Raw genomic sequence first — 18,478 nt, forward strand, 5'->3', positions numbered from 1 at the left:
TGTGATATCTAACAAAGATTTTATCATTAAAACGAGATATTGTTTTGTCATGTGAATAAAAGTTTTTTGAAAGAATTATACGTAATACTCTATAAAATGCGTTATAATGATAGTAGCAGTTTCTTTATTTCATGAAAAAATTTCTTTCTCATTTTAATCTAAGAAGCTTAAAAAAAATTATCGGTTTTAGTATTTTTGTCGCCTCTAGCATGCTTATCATTATGGCAACTTATTTTAAGCAGACTCAACCGTTACCTCAAAAAGAAAAATTTTCTTCTCAAAATTCTGTTGAAGGAAAGGCATTAATCATGGATGGCGATTCCATCACGATTTCTTCCATTAAGATTCGACTGGTTGGAATTGATGCTCCCGAGCTCCACCAATTTTGTGGAAAAAAAGATGCACAATACCCTTGTGGGCTTGAGGCAAAAAAATATTTAGAACAACTACTCGAAAATCAAATTGTCACATGTCACTGGCATAAAACAGATAAATATCGCCGCATTCTTGCAACATGTCAAACGAAACAAGTCAGCAATATCAATGCAATGCTTGTACAGAATGGTTGGGCTGTAAGCTATTATGAGTATCCCAAAGAAGAGCAAGAAGCCAGAAGAAAAAAAAGGGGGATATGGGCATCAAGTTTTCAACGACCGAAAGAATGGCGCAAAGCAAATCCTCGCACAGAATAAGAAAAATATTTTTAAATTTTATTGACCAATGAAACAATGTAGTCAGATTATCAAACTTGAAAAAAAAATCTATTCCTGTCGGGTTTGTATCCAACAACCACATTATTTTCCTCCTCTTCCTCATGAACCCAATCCCGTGGTTTATTTATCTGATACGGCTTCAATTGCAATTGCAGGACAAGCACCAGGATTGCGTGTTCATGAAACATCTATCCCTTTTAATGATCGCTCTGGCGAAAGATTACGTGATTGGCTTAATGTAACAAAAGAAGAATTTTATAATAGATCTCTTTTTGCACTTGTTCCTATGGGATTTTGTTTTCCAGGTTATGACAAAAATAAAGCTGATTTGCCGCCACGACGTGAATGTAGAGAAATATGGCATGAAAAGATATTTCAAGCGATGCCTCAAATAAAGCTTGTTCTTGCTATTGGCAGTTATGCGCAAAAGTGGCATATTACAGAATTAAAACATAAAACCGTTTCAGCAACCGTTCGTGATTGGAAAAATATCCTTTCCATCTCTCAACCTCGAGGCTATAATGTTATGCCTTTGCCTCATCCATCATGGCGAAATACTTCTTGGTTACAGAAAAATCCATGGTTTAACGATGAGCTTATTGTATATCTGCGTCGTTTAGTGCGTAAATTTTTATAAACTATTGAGAAAAAATATGGATCGTCTTGACCGAAAAATTTTACATCTTCTGCAAGAAAATGCGACACTTTCTGTCGCTGATATTGCTAAAAAAGTTGGGCTTTCGACCACCCCTTGCTGGCGTAGAATTCAAAAACTTGAAGAAGATGGTGTCATTCAGCGACGCGTTGCCGTTCTCTCTCCAGAAAAAGTAAATGCGCACGTTACTGTTTTTGTTTCTATTCGTACAAACACTCATAGTCATGAATGGTTTAAGCGTTTTTCAAAAATTGTGCAAGAATTCCGTGAAGTTATTGAATTTTATCGAATGAGTGGAGATATTGATTATTTATTGCGTGTCGTTGTTCCCGATATTGAAGCTTATGATCTTTTTTATAAAAAATTAATTTCTAAAATTGACATCCGTGATGTTTCATCTTCTTTCGCAATGGAACAGATTAAATATACAACAGAACTTCCACTTAATTATATTAAATTACACGAAAAGGCGAGTGAACAAAATTCTTAAGAGTTTTTTATATCCTTCTCATCATTCTTTTATGTATTCAAACTTTCTTGTTCCAAAACCGTCATTTGCGCATGTGTTAAAACAGCAGCCTTGACAATACCAGCAGCCATAGCGGCTCCTGCTCCTTCACCAAGGCGCATTCCCAAATCCAGAAGTGGTTCTTTACCAATTTTTTTTAAAAGTTTACGATGAGCTTTCTCAGAAGAAGCATGTCCAACAAGGGTATGTTCAAGAGCTCTTGGATGCATTTTATAAAGGATAGCAGCAGCGGCCGTTGCCACAAAACCATCTAAAATAACGGGTATTTTTTCCATTCTTGCCGCTAAAATAGCACCAACCATAGCAGCAATTTCACGTCCTCCTAAGCGGCGCATTATCTCAAAAGGATCATTAAAATGTTCCTTATGCAAAGCGACGGCTTTCTTAATCGCTGCTATTTTACGTTGATAAAAATCACCTTCCGATCCCATACCATTTCCTGTCCACTCTTCAACTTCTCCACCAAATAATGCAAAACATAAAGCTGAAGCTATTGTTGTATTTCCAATCCCCATTTCACCGATACATAAAAGATCTGTCCCACCAGCAATAGATTCCATACCAAATGCCATTGTAGCAGCCGCACTCCGCTCGTCCATCGCGGCATCCCTCGTAATATTCATTGTTGGATATTCAAGTGCTAAATCGAATATTTTTAATCCAAGATCATAAGCTATACAAATTTGGTTGATAGCAGCATCACCAGATGCAAAATTTTGAACCATCTTTTGTGTCATAGATTGTGGAAATGGTGTAATATTCTCTTCTACAATACCATGGTTTCCAGAAAAAATAGCGACCAAAGGTCGCGTTACGATAGGTTTTTCTGTACCTCTCCACCCCGCATACCAAACAGCAATATCTCCCAGTTTTCCTAATGCTCCTCGCGCTTTTGTTAAGTTTTCTTGCCGTTTTTTAGCCAAAATTATAGAAAACTCATCAGCAACAGGTAAATTTGTAAGCAAAGCACGAAAATCATCAAATGGACTAACGGTCATGAGGATACCTTTTAAAATCTGCAATGTTTAATGAAAATCACGTCATATATATAGGGTATGAATAATTTATTGCTTTTTTAAACAGTGTTTTAAAAATATTAAATATTATAAAAACGATGATTTTTATATTCTATTTTCTACCCCAATAACAAACATACAAGATCCAAAATATCATCAATATCTTGTGATTGCCTTTACAGGATACCCTTAACCTATTTTCTATAATAAGTATGCCCTTTAATATATAAATTCTAACATTCTTTTCATAATAAAAGTTATGAACTTTTAAAAATTATAAAATTAAAGTGGGAAAAATCATCGCGAAAAAATCAAATTGCATAAATGATCTAAATTAATTGTCGAGCTATCATCCAAGGAGAGCGGAAAAAGCCTCTTTTAAAATATATATATCTGCATTTGGTTTTGTCGCATCATTTGATAATATTTGTCGCCATCGACGTACCCCACCCCGCCCATGAAATAAACCAATCATGTGACGCGTCACATGAGAAAGCCGCCCTCCCGATGCAATATGTTGAGCCGCATAATCACACATGGTTTCAATAAGATCACTCTCACTCAAATTATTCTGCGATTCCCCATAGAGTTCAAAATCAATATGTTTTAACAAAGTTGGATCATGATAAACTTGGCGGCCAACCATGGTAGCATCACAGAAAACCAAGTGCTCTTTGATCTCATCAATTGATTTAATTCCCCCATTTATTCCAATGAATTTATGAGGATATTTGCGTTTTAATTTATAAACTCTTTCATAATTAAGGGGCGGAATATTGCGATTTTCTTTCGGGCTTAATCCTTTTAGCCACGCTTTACGCGCATGGACCCAAAGGGCATCACACCCTGCATCCCAAACTTTATCCGCTAAAAGATCTAACGCTAATTCTTCATCTTGTTCATCCACTCCAATTCGACATTTGACCGTTACAGGTATAGTAACTACTTTTTTCATCGCTTCCACAGCATTTGCCACAATATCAGGATGTAACATCAAACAAGCTCCAAATACGCCTGCTTGAACACGATTTGATGGGCAACCAACATTGAGATTTATCTCGTTATAACCAAAATCTTCAGCAATCCGTGCAGCCTCTGCCAACTTTTTCGGATCTGCTCCCCCTAATTGTAATGCAACTGGACATTCCTTATGGCTAAAAGCCAACAATTGTTCGCGAACACCATGAATGATAGCATCTGCTACCATCATTTCCGTATAAAGGAGTGCTTTTTTTGTTAAAAGACGATAAAAAAACCTGCAATGTCGGTCTGTCCAGTCCAACATTGGTGCTACTGCAAATTTTACAGGCGATGGAAGATTGTAAAATATCATAAGGGCACTGCTCTTATATCCCTATAGCTCTCTCTTTGATATAGAGAAAAATACTTAACTTTAGTTTACAGAAAATTTTATTTTCTAAGACCATTATGAGCATAATAACACCCCCTTTATTCAATTGATATAAAGGGATATAATAATCGATCATATTAAACTATACTTCTCATAGAGTCATATTCAGATATATATAAACATGAAGAAAGAAGATTGTTATCTATAATGTAAAAACTCATTTACAAGTTCTTATTACAGCCCATTAACCTTCTATCGTTACATGTTTTAGCACAGAGTTTAAAATAATAAACTAAAACATTATACAACTTCCCATGATAGGTTTAATTTTCTTTAGCCTTTTTCAATTCATTGTGAAACAAAAGTACTTTTATTTCTTCTCCAATAAAAAACAGAGATTTCTTATTCCATACGAATCCGATTATAAATTATCTTCTCTCCATGAGTTTTTCTTAGTGAGATTTATTAGTTTTTCCTGCATAGAACAGACAAATTTCATTCTAAATATTCCACCCAATTTTGCCATTTTATGATTGTTGCAAAAAAAACTAAATTGATGATATAGACAATCGTTGTCTTTTCGACCTGTATGGTTTGTATCAATATCTCTTGAAGAAAAATATTTTACAACATTGCAGATAAAATCTATGAAGCTAAACGATTATAAACGTTTTTCAATTTCTTTTTGGCTTTGCATATAGGAAGAAAGAGTATCAACCTCTTGCTCATTAAAGAAAAGGCCAAGTTTTGAACGACGCCATAACACATCTTCACATGTTTTAGCCCATTCCTTTTCCATCAACCATTTTACTTCTACTTCATAAAGCCCATGTCCAAAATCTTTTCCTCTATCTGCCTTACGATCTGCAAATATCACCAATGCTTCCGTACCATAGGAGCGTGCAAGTCTGCGATGTGTAAAAGCATCTAAATCTGGTGTCAAAAGAGCAATCCTATTTTCAATTGTATCTAATTGGTTATAAGGAAAATCACCTCCTGGAAGTACTGCATTAGCCGTCCATGAAGCTCCCTTTTTCCCAAGCGCTTTTTCAACGAATTTCATCGCATCTTCAGCCAATTTACGATAAGTTGTAATTTTTCCACCATAAAGATTAAGAATCTTTGGTGTATTTCCTGTTCCCATTTCTTTTAAAACATAATCGCGCGTAATTTCTTGTGCCTTTGCAGATCCATCATCATAGAGTGGACGAACTCCAGAGTAAGACCAAACAATAGTTTCAGGCGACACTGGTTGTATGAAATATTCACTGGCTGCTGCGCAAATATAACTAATCTCTGTATCTGTAATATGAACATCGGCCGGATCGCCCTGATAATTACAATCTGTTGTTCCAAGCAAGGTAAAATCTTCTTGATATGGAATAGCAAATATAATACGCCCGTCACCATTTTGAAAAATATAAGCACGATCATGGGTATAAAGCTTGGGAACCAAAATATGAGACCCCCTAATAAGCCGTACTGGTGGATGTTCTTTATAGCTTAATATGCTTCTCAAAACATGATCAATCCACGGACCTGTCATATTCGCGACATAAGAGGCTGTGACACTGTATTCTTTACCACTTAATTTGTCTTGTAGAACAATACGCCATTTTTTGTCTTCTTTTTTTAAAGAAAGAACTTCTGTCCGTACTTTTATATCAGCTCCCCACTTTTCCGCATCACGCGCATTGGCAATGACTAAACGGGCATCATCTACTCTGGCATCAGAATATTCAAAACCTCTCTGATATTCTTTCTTCAGTATAGAGCAAAACTTTTTTGAAAAATTAATCGTTTTACTGCGCCATAATTTCTGATTCCATTTCCCTAAATAATCATAAATAAAAAGTCCAAGACGCAACATCCAAGCAGGGCGCAATTCTTTATGATAAGGAAGAAGAAAACGCAAAGGACGCACAATATGTGGAGCCATACGTAAAATGATCTCACGTTCTTTTAGTGCTTCACGAACAAGTTTAAACTCGTAGTGTTCAAGATAACGAAGACCACCATGAATAAGCTTTGTTGATGTACTTGATGTCCCCGATGCAAGATCATTCATTTCAGCTAATCCCACTTTAAAACCGCGTCCAGCTGCATCTCTTGCCAATCCACACCCGTTTATTCCCCCCCCAATGATAAACAGCTCATAATGTGTTATGGTTTTCATAATTTTATTTTTCATTATTTAAATTTGTTTCATACGACTCAATAAAGTAACAGTAAAAAATCAATACAAGTGCGCTTCGTATTATCAACCTGCTTTTCTCCACAATCAATAGGCATAAAAAGCTTTTTGACACCCTTTTATCAAAACAACATTTGACAAATTAAAGAGAAATTTTTTATCCTTCAGAGACCATAATCTTTGCAAATGTGCATCATATAAAATTTTTTAGAGAAAAATTGATGTTTTTGCTCATTCGTGAATGCACAATATAACTAATGCTTTATTGCACATAGAGAACGCTTTTCATATAGTTTACTCAATGACACAATAGAAAATACGAAGGGATACAGATGATTCATCAACTTCAAAACTCAAAAATAACGCTTGTTTCAAAAATTTTAGCCCCTGTTATGTTGAGTATTTTAATTTTTTCCCCTTCTTTATCAAACGCAACATCAGCCCCAAAAACAGCAGATCATTTAAACTTAGAAAATCTTAAAATACAACTTCTGGAGGATTCTAACTTTTTATCTAAGCTTAAAGAAAAAGTTACACCCCATATTGATTCTCATCATATTCAACAAATTGTGAGAGAGTATCTTCTTACTCATCCAGAAATTATGATTGAAATGCAGCTTATCCTTCAAGACAAGCTAGAAAAACAGAATGCATACGAAAGTCAAATACAAACTTCTGTCATCCATTTATTAGAAAAGGAAATTTTTCATTCTCCTCATGACGCTGTTTTGGGCAATCCAAATGGTAAAAAAGTACTTGTTGATTTTTTTGATTACAACTGTCAACATTGTAAAAGTTCCTATTCAGATATAGAAAACTTGATAAAAGATTACCCAGATCTACGGGTTATTATCAAGGATTTGCCGATTTTAGGACCTGATTCTATAGCGGTCCATAGCGTTGCCTACGCATTTCGAAAACAATTTTCAGAAAAATATCCACAGTTTCACAAAGCACTTTTAATGCATAAGGGGCGCGTGAATGAAGCCAAAGCTATAAAAATAGCTATTTCATTAGGAGCAGATGAAAAAAAACTCCGTAATGCAATAAAAGATCCTGACCTGCAAAACACCTTTAAAGAAAATATTCAAATTGCCTCTAAACTTCATATTACGGGAACACCTTCTTACATTATCGGTAATAAAATACTCATTGGCGCAGCCGGACAAGATACTCTAAAACAAGCAATAGACAATATACAGTGAATAGCTGTTCTATACCTGATCCGTTTTAGGAAGAATACTGTAAATGAAGTGATTTTATGCTTTCTCTTTTTTGACAACAGGCTTATAAGTGCAATTTTGCGTAAAGCAGATACGAGTTTAAAATTGCAAAGTGTAATGACTTAAAGGAAATAAATATCTTTAAAGCCTCAAAAGGTATCATCCCTAATCTAGAGATATTCAGTCATAAATTAAGATAATATGACGTATGACGATCTTCATTGATCAAGGAGTTAGAAATAAAATGGCAACAAAAAAAATAGATTCGGCAAAATATACCGCAATTGATACGAAAATTATTCGCGATCTTGCTGAAATTTTGAATGATACAAATTTAACGAATATTGAAGTTGAACAAGGGGAGCTTCGTATTTGCGTTTCACGCCAAAATACCTCAACTTCTTCCGAACAAGCAATTTATTCACCTGTTGCTACTCCTAGCTTTTCTGTAACATCTTCTCCAGTTCCAACAACCGAATCTCCCATACAACCTCCCCAAGAAGATAAATCAAAAAATACAATAACCTCTCCAATGGTTGGAACAGCTTATCTTGCCCCTTCACCAGGTGCGCAACCATTTGTAGAAGTAGGGCAAAATGTTTCTGAAGGAGAAACATTACTGATCATTGAAGCCATGAAAACAATGAATCAAATTTCATCACCACGCTCAGGCAAAGTAACCGCTGTTCTTGTCAAAGATGGCCAACCTGTTGAGTTTGGTGAATCACTTATTATTGTTGAATAAAGCGAGGGGTAACCATGATTCGAAAAATCCTCATTGCTAATCGGGGAGAAATTGCTCTTCGCGTTTTACGTGCCTGTAAAGAACTTGGCATAAAAACCGTAGCTGTTCACTCTATTGCTGATGCAGACGCAATGCATGTTCGTCTTGCTGACGAAAGTGTCTGTATTGGCCCTCCCCCCGCTCGTGATTCTTATTTGAGTATTCAGCAAATTATTGCTGCTTGTGAAATTACAGGAGCTGATGCAGTTCATCCAGGTTATGGCTTTCTTTCTGAAAATGCAAAGTTTGCAGATGTTCTAGAAGCCCATGATATTACATTCATCGGTCCAACGGCTGCTCATATTCGAATCATGGGCGATAAAATTGAGGCAAAAAAAACTGCCAAAAAGCTTGGTATTCCTGTTGTTCCTGGTTCAGATGGAGCTGTTAGTGAAGAATCAGATGCTTTACGCACTGCTCGTGAAATTGGTTATCCCGTTATTATAAAAGCTTCTGCCGGTGGTGGTGGGCGTGGTATGAGAGTCGTTCATTCTGAACAAGAATTTTCTATAGCTCTTAAAACAACGCGTTCAGAAGCGAAAGCAGCTTTCGGTGATGATGCTGTTTATATAGAAAAATATTTAGAAAAACCCCGTCATATTGAAATTCAAGTCATAGGTGATGGTGCAGGAAATGCTATTCATTTAGGTGAACGCGATTGTTCAATTCAACGACGGCATCAAAAAGTATGGGAAGAAGCGACATCACCTGCACTTAATGAAACTGAACGGAAAAAAATTGGCAGTATTGTTGCAAATGCTTGTGCTGAACTTGGATACCGTGGAGCTGGTACTGTTGAATTTCTTTATGAAAATGGTGAATTTTATTTCATTGAAATGAATACGCGTTTACAAGTCGAACATCCTGTAACTGAAGAAATTACAGGTATAGATTTAGTCCATGAACAAATTCATATTGCATCAGGCTGCAAGCTTTCAGTGACACAAGATGATGTTTGTTTTTCCGGTCACGCTATTGAATGCCGTATTAATGCAGAAGATCCTCTTACCTTTACACCATCACCAGGAACCATTACACATTTTCATACACCTGGAGGTTTAGGAATTCGCGTTGATTCAGGTGCTTATTCAGGTTATCGGATTCCTCCTTATTATGATAGCATGATTGGAAAGCTGATTGTTCATGGGCGTACACGTTTGGAATGCATGATGCGTTTACGGCGTGCTTTAGATGAATTTGTCGTTGATGGGATAAAAACCACATTGCCTCTCTTTCGTGATCTCATTAATAATCAAGATGTTGCAGACGGTAACTATAATATTCACTGGCTAGAGAAGTATCTTTCTCAGAAACCAACTTCTTCAGATTCTTAATTCAAAAACGAAATTATTAGATTATCATCAGATTCTATAAGATCAGAGCGGCATAAGGATAATTTCAACGTTGCTGTAAACATTGTTAAAAAAAGAAATAAGCTAATTATTTTTTATTTGTTATATAATTTTCTTTTAATATGTACAAAAATTGATAATTTTCTGTTTTCCTTTTTACGAGTTTGTGCTAACTCCTACGTGGTTACGCCCTTATAGCTCAGTTGGTAGAGCACCTGATTTGTAATCAGGGGGTCGGGAGTTCGAGTCTCTCTGGGGGCACCATAATCTTTTAAATTGCGTGTAGCTTATTAGTTTTTCGAGAGTTTTTAAATGCAAGAGAAGGAAGAGGTGGATTTACAAAGCATGTATTCCTATCATATTTCTTTGTTAATGCTTTAAATACAGCCAGTTTCTATCAAGAAGAGTATTGAATTAAATTTCTAATGAATATGTTAAAAACTTCGTAGCATTGGCAAAATTTTCCAATCGTTCATTCACAAATCAGAAAGTCTTTTTGTAAAATTCTTTCAAGAAACATCTCCTTCAATAAAGCTCCCAAATCCGCCAGCCTTAACTTTACCAAAGATATCACCAAAGTTTTTTAGGCTTTAATGCTATAAGGAGTGTGATTATTAAATATACGAGTCTCGTTTATTAATGCGAATTTTTTCTTTAAAAAGATTAGAGCCTTCTAACGGCATTGTTCTCTATAAAATTAATTATCTATCTGCTCAACTAAAAGAGCTTTTATTGTTTAGCTTTCGAGTTTTTTCTCAAAGAGATGTGGGCTTTCAACAATAAGCTTTTCTCGCGCTTTTTGTAACTGTTTAATGACTTCATCAATTTTTGATGGAGAACAAAAAGACTCTTCACTATTCAACAAATGCAGCTTCTCCTTCCCATCATATAAACATTGCATCTGAGATTGAAGTATTCTAACTTCTTGAAAGAAAAGACGTCCAGTTTCCTTAAAACCATTATTAAGTGAAAAAAGTTGATCGGAAATGGATAGCAAAATTTGTTTCAAAAAGCGCTCATTTTCTTGGCGTTTACGATATTCTAAAATAAGAGCATGGCTTATCTCATCTAATTGTTTTTTTGTAGAATCAATTTGACGCAATAAATTTGGTTTCTCCCCCATATCACCTTTTCTCACCTTCACAAGCATAGCATGAATTTCTAACAACTTAATTGCGGAATGAGATAAATAATCAACAATTGTAGGCGTATTGACATAGCTTTTGCGTGCAATCATCACAAACTCACCTAATAACTGTTTTTTACATTCATCCCACTATTTCTTTTTTATTTTACAAAGCCATTCTAAAGAAAGTGCTAAAAAATATTCCTCCAATGCATTATTCGATAGTCCCCTTTCCTCTCTTTTCGCTATCGACGAGGAATCCGTGGAGAAAGAAAACGTAAAGGCGTATAAAGGATAAGATGTGTTGTTTTTTCTAACACACTACTACTATCTGCAAGAAGAGCTTGACTAGGTGACAATTCCGTACCTTGCATAATTGTTGAAGCCAAAGAACCTTCGCGAGAAAGAGCCATTAACGTTGGCGAAGACGCAAAGACATTGTGTGCTCCCCCATCCACATGAGAGAAATCAAGAACAGCTATTCCATTTTTACGCAACATTTCAATATCTGAGCCATCACCCACACGATGATGTCCACCCGTAAGACGTCCTGAAACAGCGAGAGCTTTATCCGCTCTGGATACTAAAATCGCTGTTGGCTGTGGGAGTTTTTTTATATCATTAAGTTGGCGCTCAAATACATCAATATCAATGTCTGGTGCAGCCATTAATAAACTTGTAATACGACGAATAGGCTTATATTTTCCCTGTAGAGCTAAGGTTCTAAATGCTTCCATTATAACAAAATTGCCCATAGAATGTGCAATAACCGAAATCTGATCAGCATTGGTTTCACTAATAAGTGTTAAGAGTTCTATCAATCCATCACGGGCAAAATTAGCGCTGTCACGATCATAAATGTAAAGAGGAACTGATCCAGCAGAAGGCCAAGAATAATGCACAGCGACAACATTTAAAGAATAATCGTGTGTAAACTGCGCCGTACGAAATGTACCATCTGCAAAATTATTATTATATCCATGGATAAAAAGAAAAATTTCTCTTTTTCCTTTTGGTTTTTTTGCTAAAGCAGCATTTAATTGCTGTTTAAACTGTTCTTTATTATCGTATTTTTGCAAAGAGACTGCTGCAAAATACTTATCATGCGTAGGTTTATACGCATTTATTTCAACAAACCCGTTTACATGTTGCTGAGGAATTCCTACGTCAACGCGATTATAATGTACTTTATTTGATCGCTCTGAGCCATAAGGTTGAGCGTAATTATTTTGCATCATACGACTTGTCGCAACATACACTGGAATGATGGCTTTTGGAGAAATCGGTTTTCCCTCAACTTCTCTTTCTACTGCAGTCATAGAAGGAGTTGCATGCACCCCATGCCAAAGAACAGCACGCGAATCGCTACACGCTGATAATAAAGAAATACAAATAAGAAGTGTTAAATACCTTAGAAACACGATACTTCTCACTGCAACTCTACCCCACCTATAAAAAATATAACGTTTCAAATGCACAGATAAAGTAATAAAAAATGAAACATTATGAAGAAAACACCAGAAAATAACACAAAAAGAAAAATTTTTCTATAATGGGAAAAACTTTTCTATAATTTGCATAGATCACCTCATCTCTGCACAGCGCCTTCTCGTTACAGAGAAATTAAGCCAATGGTGCGGTCGAGAGGTACCATTTCATGATAACTTAACAATATTTTTCAATAAGTTAATAAAAACGTTAAATAACAAAACCACCTTTTAAACCACCTAATATATAGAATCTTCGACGTTATCAGATAGCACCATCATTTATACATTGCAATTGCGAATCAAAACTTCTTTTTAAGGAGAGGTTTGGATAATTTTAGAATGAAAAACCTTACGGTATTTCTTGTTTCCTAAATGAAGTGGAAAACTAAAACCGTTTACTTTTGCCACGAAATAAAAATCGTTAAAACTACCGGAACTATAGCGTTTTGCAATATAGCAATCATCAAAATCCTCCTTGAAGAAATCAGACAAATAATAATTAATCAACGCAATACGTTGTTCAATTGCGTCATCATCAGAAAAATCAATCACATGCTTCTGAAAACTAATATCTGGATTTTTTACTTTATTTTTTTTCTAATGATGATAGCTAACTATGAGAAGATTATTAAAAATTTTTTGCCATTGACGATTCATTGTTGATGTTAAGAGGCAGTCTTGTTCTAAGCTTGAATCTCCATTATGAGTTTTTAAAAATCTAATTCTATGTGGTATATCAAACATAGGTTTTCTCTAACTTTTAGCTATCCATTTTTTTAAATGTGAGAAGCTATTCCCTAATGCGTCCACAAAACGGGAAAAATCAATTACAAACATAAAGACAATAAAGGCTAACCACTTCACAATACGTGACATCATCTTTAAGCCTTGATAGGTTTCTATCATCTCGTGAAGAAGCTGTCGTTCTGTTTGTGTAAGTTCTTGCTCCTCATTACTTTTCTTTCTACTCATTTTGCCAACCACATAAGCGTGCTCCCTGTTGATTATGTTTCAAAATATCTCTTGCTAAATTGGGACTGATCGCGTTCAGATCTTGCTTGTCTAAATAAATGGGCAACCACCCAACACAAGAAACTGTCCTATTTGCCCCGCACCCAACGAGACAAAGCAGAACGCACACCAGCATCAGTTTTTTGATTAACTTCATTTTCTACCTCAAAACGGGTCCTTGCCGTCTTTAAAGCATGCTCTTTTTGCTTTTGCCGTTCACTCTTCTTGCCAAGGTGAAAGGCTTTCGCTAAAGCCACTAAAAAAACGGCTAAAGCCGCTAACAGAAGAGACAGATTTCTTTTGAACCAAAAAATCATAAGCGCTGCTCCTTAAAACGCTTGGCAACAATCACAAGACCTGTACAAGCGGCTAAAACCATAATCCCTGCTAAAGCCCACTGAATCGGTCCATTGCCTACCAAAAATCCTCCAAAACCAGAACAAGACCCTATAATCGGCGCGAGTGCTTCTATCTTGAAAAGACCAGTTGCATTACGCGTTTCTGCCCTTTGATAGTTTGAAGCAATATAAGACCCTTTTGCCCACAAGCCGGCTTCTGCGGCTCGACGGTTGGCTAGCCCCACAAAAGTCTTCCCACCAACTTTATTCCACTTCTGTAATTCTGTTGGAACGGCTTCATAATCCCCTTGATTAAGTTTCTTCAAAAGGCTCGATTTGCAAAAGGCTTGTCTGCCTACGTTATAACAAAACGACACCAATGCCGCGAATTGATTATCCGTTAACGAAACCGTCACGGATTCCTCGACTGTCTTTTCGAATTGCTTTAAGTCTTCACGAAGAATTTCTTCTGCTTGCTCTTTTGTGATACGCATGCCTTTTTTGACAAGCGGTTGACCAGCATTGCTGGTGTGCCCATAACCAATGGTCCAGATACATGCCACATCTCTATATGCCTCTAAACGCAAGCCTTCCCATTGCTTGATAAGCTCTAATCCTTCCTTTGATATCTTTCTCATCTCAATCCTCCATAAAAAAAGCCCCACAGAAGTGGGGCTGGATTAAAATCTATTCTATAATCTCTATTGGCTATGCTCTTTGATCAATTGTTCAACTTCTTCAACGCTAAAGCCAAGTTGGAAAAGCGGCGCATATTCGCTTTCCTGTAATTCATACTGACAACGCTTTTCGACAAAATTTCCTTTCAGATCAGAGGGTATTTCTGTTGTCACACAAACCCTATGCCTATCATCTTCTAGCCCTTCTTCTCCTTCTTGTAGCTCTTTAACAAAGACCCAATAAAAACGCGTTGATAAAAGGACCTCTAGCCTTTTGACCGTTTCTTCCTTATCAAATTCGAGCATATTCAGATAATCTTGCTTGCTATTTAAATGTTCTGGATAATCTATCATCTCTCCCTCCTAAACAAAATGACGCGTATGGCTACATCCACGCGCCGCAACTTGTTCATTTCCACCATTGACGATCATGGCGGCTCGAGTAAAACGCCCATTATCCGTTGTATTACTCCAGCTACCACCCCCTAACAATGCTCTCATTTCAAACGTATTTTGCGTCTGACTTATGGGTATAGGAAACGTTCCCGATAAAAATTGCCAAACATAACCGCAACCATCCTCACACCCTATATGAGAAACCATACGACGATTTGCCGTATCCTTATATCCACCTGAAACCTTAGAGGTTGGTTCTTTCTTGCCAACAATATGTGTCTTTTCATTGCTTCCATACATGGCTGAAGCAAACGCCTCATCACTCAGTAAAGATTTTTTAACACGCGCCATATCTGTTACATGATTGATATAATTACGGTTTGTTGTTATATTGGTACGATAGACTGATTTCGTATTTTCACCCGTGCCTGATTGAAGATAAATATCTACCCAAAGATCTTTAGAGGGATCGTATACCATTCCCTCTGGTGAACTATAAGGGCGGTGATTCAAACACCAGACAGAATTGGGTAAAATATCCCCTGCTCGATAACCAGACAAGGGGTGACCAGAAATCGTGCCAACATCCGCACAAAGCGTATGAAACCCTCCTATCTTACGGCAATTCGTCGCTGTGTAACCTGTAGGATAAGTAGAGTTTTCTGATACAACAATTTTATGAGAATCTCTCTCCGGTACCAAATAAAGATAATAATCCTTACCCGCCGAAAGAGGCGGCATGCTTATTCTCGCATCTGCCGTATAGCTTGCAACCAAAATATCATGGGTTCGTGGCAAAGTTAGATAGGTTCCTTTTTTCACGGTTAATTGCGCTTTGCCCGTCGCAACAAGAAAGGGGGTGAAAATTGATAAAACCGTTAAATGAGACTGTTTTAGAAAAGTGTTTATCTTTTCTGCGAGATTTTTTGCTTGTGTGGCTACTGTATGAGCTGTTGTCGCTGTTTCCAGAGAACTCTTGATACCACTAAGCTCTTTGTTCGTTGTATCGGCTGTTGTTTTGGCTTCTTCTGCTGTTCTTTTCGCTCTATCAGCGGTTTCCTTGGCTTTATCAGCTTCGCTCTTGGCTTGATAAGCTTTTGAATCTGCTGCTTCGGCTTTTTTCTTGGCTTCGTCTGCATATGTCCGTGCTAAACTTGCTATAGTCTTAGCATTATCGGCTACTTCCTTCGCGTTGTTAGCTGTACTCCACCCTTGATGAGCTGTGTTGCCTGAATTTTCCGCTATCTTCTTGGCTTCATCTGCGTACGTACGCGCTAAACTTGCTATAGTCTTAGCATCACCTGCTACTTCCTGAGCTTTATTGGCATTACTCCACCCTTCATGAGCTGTACTTTTTGCCTTTTCTACCTCACTGCGCGCTTGTGCTGCCTCATAGTTAGCATAACCAGCTGTCTGTTTGGCTTCTTTCGCTATCTTTTCAGCTTCACCCGCTACTGTCTCTACCTGTGATGCCTTCTTTTGTGCACCATCAGCTACCTTCTTTGCCTCTTCGGCTGTCGACTTCGCACTATTGGCTACTTGTTTTAGACTATCCAAAGCTCCTTTCGTTTCTTCTGCTACCTTCTCTGCTGCTTCCGCTTTACTCTTTGCTGCTGTAGCTATACCCTTCAACGCTTCTGCACTCAACTGCCCTGCCGCCTCTCGTGAACGCGCTGCTGCCTCTACTGCCGCTTTCGCTTCCTCTGCTAAGCTCTTGGCTGCTTCAGAAACTTGTTTAGCTTCTTGCGAAACTGTCTCTGCTATCAATGCCTTTGCCTTAATCGAAATAAGATCTACTGTTGTTTTCCTCGCAGATGTCTTCGCATCTTCGGCTGTTTGTTTCGATTCATTCGCTATTGCCTCTACGCTTTCGGATTTAGCCTTTGCCTCTTCTGATAATGTTTTCGCTTCTCCAGACTTCGTTAACGCTTCTGAGATCTGTTGGCTTAAATCATCACCTGTCTGCTTGGCTTCCTTGGCTGTAGACAATGCCCTTTCTGCTAAACCCTTAACTTCTCCTAGCGTTTGATTGGTTTGTGTTGCTAGATCTTTTGCCTGTGACGCAATGGTAAGAGCTTCTGCCGCTGTATTCTTCGTAGAATTAGATGTTGCTGTAACCGTTCCTAAAGAATTCTTAAGATTATCAAGTTCTTGGTTCGTTGTTTCTAAAGTTTGCTTTGATTGATCTGCAGAACCTTTTGCTTCATTGGCTAATCGAGACGCTTCTGTCGCATCCTGTTGAGCTTGTTCTGATTTCAACGACGCTCTATCTGCTGTCTCTTTCGCTTCCCTTGCATCCTTCAACGCCTCATCAGATTTCGTTTGAACTTGCTGTGCTGTCTTTGTCAATTCTGTAACTGAAGCTGTAGCGCCTTGCGATAAACCTTTTGCCTCTTCCGCAAGCCCCTTGGCTGCATCCGCAACACTCTTCGCTTGTTCTGCTGTCTCTTTCGCAGCATCTGCTGTCTGTTTGCCTTCTCTTACCTTTGTTAAGGCTGTCTCTACTGACTTTTCTACTTGGGATATTGTTTTCGTCAGTTCTATAACTGAATCCGTCGCCCGTTCCGATAACCCTTTCGCCCCTTCCGCCATATCCTTGGCATCATCAGCTGTCTGTTTGGCTCCATCTGCCTTTAGACTTGCTTGCGTTGCTACAGTCTTAACTTCGTGACACGTCGCTACCGCCGTCGCTGCTACTTGGGTCGTCTCTGTCGCTGTTTGAGAAGCTTCTCTTGCTGTTTGTTCTGCACGTTCAGCAATCAATTTCGATTCATCGGCTAACCTCTTGGCTTCTGTCGAAACATTCACTGCGCTGTCACTCGCCTGCTTGACCTCTGCAAAACTTTCCAATGTCGTCGCTAAAAAACCTTTTGTATTACTCACTTCTCCTGTGGCTCTATCTACGGCTGCTTTGGTCTCTTCCGCCATGTGCTTTGCAGCTTCAGAGGCATTTTTGGCTTCTTCAGCTAAGCCTTTAGCGCTATCCGCTGTCTCTTTTGCAACATTCGCAGTTGCCGTCACGGATGTAACCGCTTCACCCGTTTTCGTCACTTCGCTAAGCGCTTGTTCCGATACCTTCTTCGATTCTTCTGCAACTTGTTGCGCACCATTGGCACGCGCCATCGCTTTTTCCGCTTCTTGCCTTGCATTAACAACCTGTTCTAGCGGTGCAAAAGTTTCATACGAATATAAAGAGGCCGTTCCTAAAAGCTTGGGAACAACAACACTATCTTGCGAAAGCCCTTCTCTGATTTCCTCTTCAGTCGCTACCGGTATCAGATACTCATGACTATGATCAGGTATCTTCATCTGCTGTCCTCCTTACTCCCTCTAAAGTCCTTCATACAAAGAACACTCTTTCAAATCTTCAACATCTTCGCTTAAAGAGTCTAAGCGCTTCTCCATCTCTTTCAGAGAGCCATCAAACTCTGTTTTCAAAATGCCTCTCATCAACTCTAAAACGCCATTAAGAGGCGCATGGACAAAACCTCCCCCTGAATACAAAACAACCCGTACTTGAGACGGGTCGCTAAGTTCTGATATTGCAAACGGTTTTAATGACATTTCAACTCCTCATGTCTTGATCCCATAAACCACACTCACATTAACCGGGCGCGTTTCAA

General features: G+C 37.8%; 17 protein-coding genes and 1 tRNA gene. 7 read left to right on the forward strand and 11 right to left on the reverse strand.

Annotated elements, in window-relative coordinates:
* The first annotated feature begins 131 nt into the window (after positions 1–131).
* From PVV66_RS02140 to PVV66_RS02150, 3 genes are read left to right on the forward strand one after another with little or no spacing between them, the layout of a single operon-like run.
* Positions 132–692, forward strand: coding sequence for a thermonuclease family protein (locus PVV66_RS02140; protein WP_273718472.1), 561 nt, complete (start codon positions 132–134; stop codon positions 690–692).
* 28 nt (positions 693–720) lie between these two features.
* Positions 721–1,350 carry a uracil-DNA glycosylase family protein gene (locus PVV66_RS02145; RefSeq protein ID WP_273718473.1) on the forward strand — a complete coding sequence of 210 codons (630 nt, stop codon included), beginning with the start codon at positions 721–723 and terminating at the stop codon, positions 1,348–1,350.
* Positions 1,351–1,366: 16 nt separating this feature from the next.
* On the forward strand, positions 1,367–1,858 hold the full coding sequence (locus tag PVV66_RS02150) for an Lrp/AsnC family transcriptional regulator (RefSeq protein WP_273718474.1): 492 nt from the start codon (positions 1,367–1,369) through the stop codon (positions 1,856–1,858).
* A gap of 29 nt (positions 1,859–1,887) precedes the next feature.
* On the opposite strand, the gene cobT is transcribed toward PVV66_RS02150, so the two are convergent.
* The 3 genes from cobT to glpD all read right to left on the reverse strand — a co-directional run bounded on the left by cobT (position 1,888) and on the right by glpD (position 6,455).
* A complete protein-coding gene (gene cobT, locus PVV66_RS02155) occupies positions 1,888–2,895 on the reverse strand; it encodes a nicotinate-nucleotide--dimethylbenzimidazole phosphoribosyltransferase (RefSeq protein WP_273718476.1) in 1,008 nt (335 codons plus the stop codon).
* 367 nt (positions 2,896–3,262) lie between these two features.
* Entirely contained in the window at positions 3,263–4,246 is a 984-nt protein-coding gene (gene dusA, locus PVV66_RS02160; RefSeq protein WP_273718477.1) for a tRNA dihydrouridine(20/20a) synthase DusA, read from the reverse strand.
* A gap of 679 nt (positions 4,247–4,925) precedes the next feature.
* Positions 4,926–6,455, reverse strand: coding sequence for a glycerol-3-phosphate dehydrogenase (glpD, locus tag PVV66_RS02165; RefSeq protein ID WP_273718478.1), 1,530 nt, complete (start codon positions 6,453–6,455; stop codon positions 4,926–4,928).
* A gap of 335 nt (positions 6,456–6,790) precedes the next feature.
* Here glpD and PVV66_RS02170 point away from each other — a divergent pair, with 335 nt between their 5' ends.
* The 4 genes from PVV66_RS02170 (at position 6,791) to PVV66_RS02185 (ending at position 10,081) form a co-directional block, all read left to right on the forward strand.
* A complete protein-coding gene (locus tag PVV66_RS02170) occupies positions 6,791–7,663 on the forward strand; it encodes a DsbA family protein (protein WP_273718480.1) in 873 nt (290 codons plus the stop codon).
* Between the two features lie 262 nt (positions 7,664–7,925).
* Positions 7,926–8,426, forward strand: a complete 501-nt coding sequence (accB, locus tag PVV66_RS02175) for an acetyl-CoA carboxylase biotin carboxyl carrier protein (RefSeq protein WP_273718481.1) — start codon at positions 7,926–7,928, stop codon at positions 8,424–8,426.
* Between the two features lie 14 nt (positions 8,427–8,440).
* The gene (accC, locus tag PVV66_RS02180; protein WP_273718483.1) at positions 8,441–9,799 is read left to right on the forward strand and encodes an acetyl-CoA carboxylase biotin carboxylase subunit; all 1,359 of its coding nucleotides are present in this window, start codon (positions 8,441–8,443) and stop codon (positions 9,797–9,799) included.
* A gap of 206 nt (positions 9,800–10,005) precedes the next feature.
* Positions 10,006–10,081: transfer RNA gene (locus PVV66_RS02185), tRNA-Thr, on the forward strand.
* 472 nt (positions 10,082–10,553) lie between these two features.
* Here the strand turns inward: PVV66_RS02185 and PVV66_RS02190 are convergent.
* The 8 genes from PVV66_RS02190 to PVV66_RS02230 all read right to left on the reverse strand — a co-directional run bounded on the left by PVV66_RS02190 (position 10,554) and on the right by PVV66_RS02230 (position 18,419).
* Positions 10,554–11,054, reverse strand: coding sequence for a hypothetical protein (locus PVV66_RS02190; protein WP_273718485.1), 501 nt, complete (start codon positions 11,052–11,054; stop codon positions 10,554–10,556).
* 134 nt (positions 11,055–11,188) lie between these two features.
* The gene (locus tag PVV66_RS02195) at positions 11,189–12,376 is read right to left on the reverse strand and encodes an alpha/beta fold hydrolase (RefSeq protein WP_273718487.1); all 1,188 of its coding nucleotides are present in this window, start codon (positions 12,374–12,376) and stop codon (positions 11,189–11,191) included.
* A gap of 810 nt (positions 12,377–13,186) precedes the next feature.
* The gene (locus tag PVV66_RS02200) at positions 13,187–13,417 is read right to left on the reverse strand and encodes a hypothetical protein (RefSeq protein ID WP_273718489.1); all 231 of its coding nucleotides are present in this window, start codon (positions 13,415–13,417) and stop codon (positions 13,187–13,189) included.
* Between the two features lie 116 nt (positions 13,418–13,533).
* Positions 13,534–13,761, reverse strand: a complete 228-nt coding sequence (locus PVV66_RS02210) for a hypothetical protein (RefSeq protein ID WP_273718493.1) — start codon at positions 13,759–13,761, stop codon at positions 13,534–13,536.
* A complete protein-coding gene (locus PVV66_RS02215) occupies positions 13,758–14,420 on the reverse strand; it encodes a lysozyme (protein ID WP_273718495.1) in 663 nt (220 codons plus the stop codon). The genes PVV66_RS02210 and PVV66_RS02215 overlap by 4 nt, the downstream gene beginning before the upstream one ends.
* A 63-nt stretch (positions 14,421–14,483) precedes the next feature.
* Positions 14,484–14,813, reverse strand: coding sequence for a hypothetical protein (locus PVV66_RS02220; protein ID WP_273718497.1), 330 nt, complete (start codon positions 14,811–14,813; stop codon positions 14,484–14,486).
* Positions 14,814–14,822: 9 nt separating this feature from the next.
* Positions 14,823–18,164 (reverse strand): alanine-zipper protein, encoded by a 3,342-nt coding sequence (locus PVV66_RS02225; protein WP_273718499.1) that lies wholly within the window; start codon positions 18,162–18,164, stop codon positions 14,823–14,825.
* Positions 18,165–18,185: 21 nt separating this feature from the next.
* Positions 18,186–18,419 (reverse strand): hypothetical protein, encoded by a 234-nt coding sequence (locus PVV66_RS02230; RefSeq protein WP_273718500.1) that lies wholly within the window; start codon positions 18,417–18,419, stop codon positions 18,186–18,188.
* Positions 18,420–18,478: the final 59 nt, after the last annotated feature.

The organism is Bartonella sp. AU16XJBT (assembly GCF_028618665.1).
GTDB lineage: Bacteria > Pseudomonadota > Alphaproteobacteria > Rhizobiales > Rhizobiaceae > Bartonella.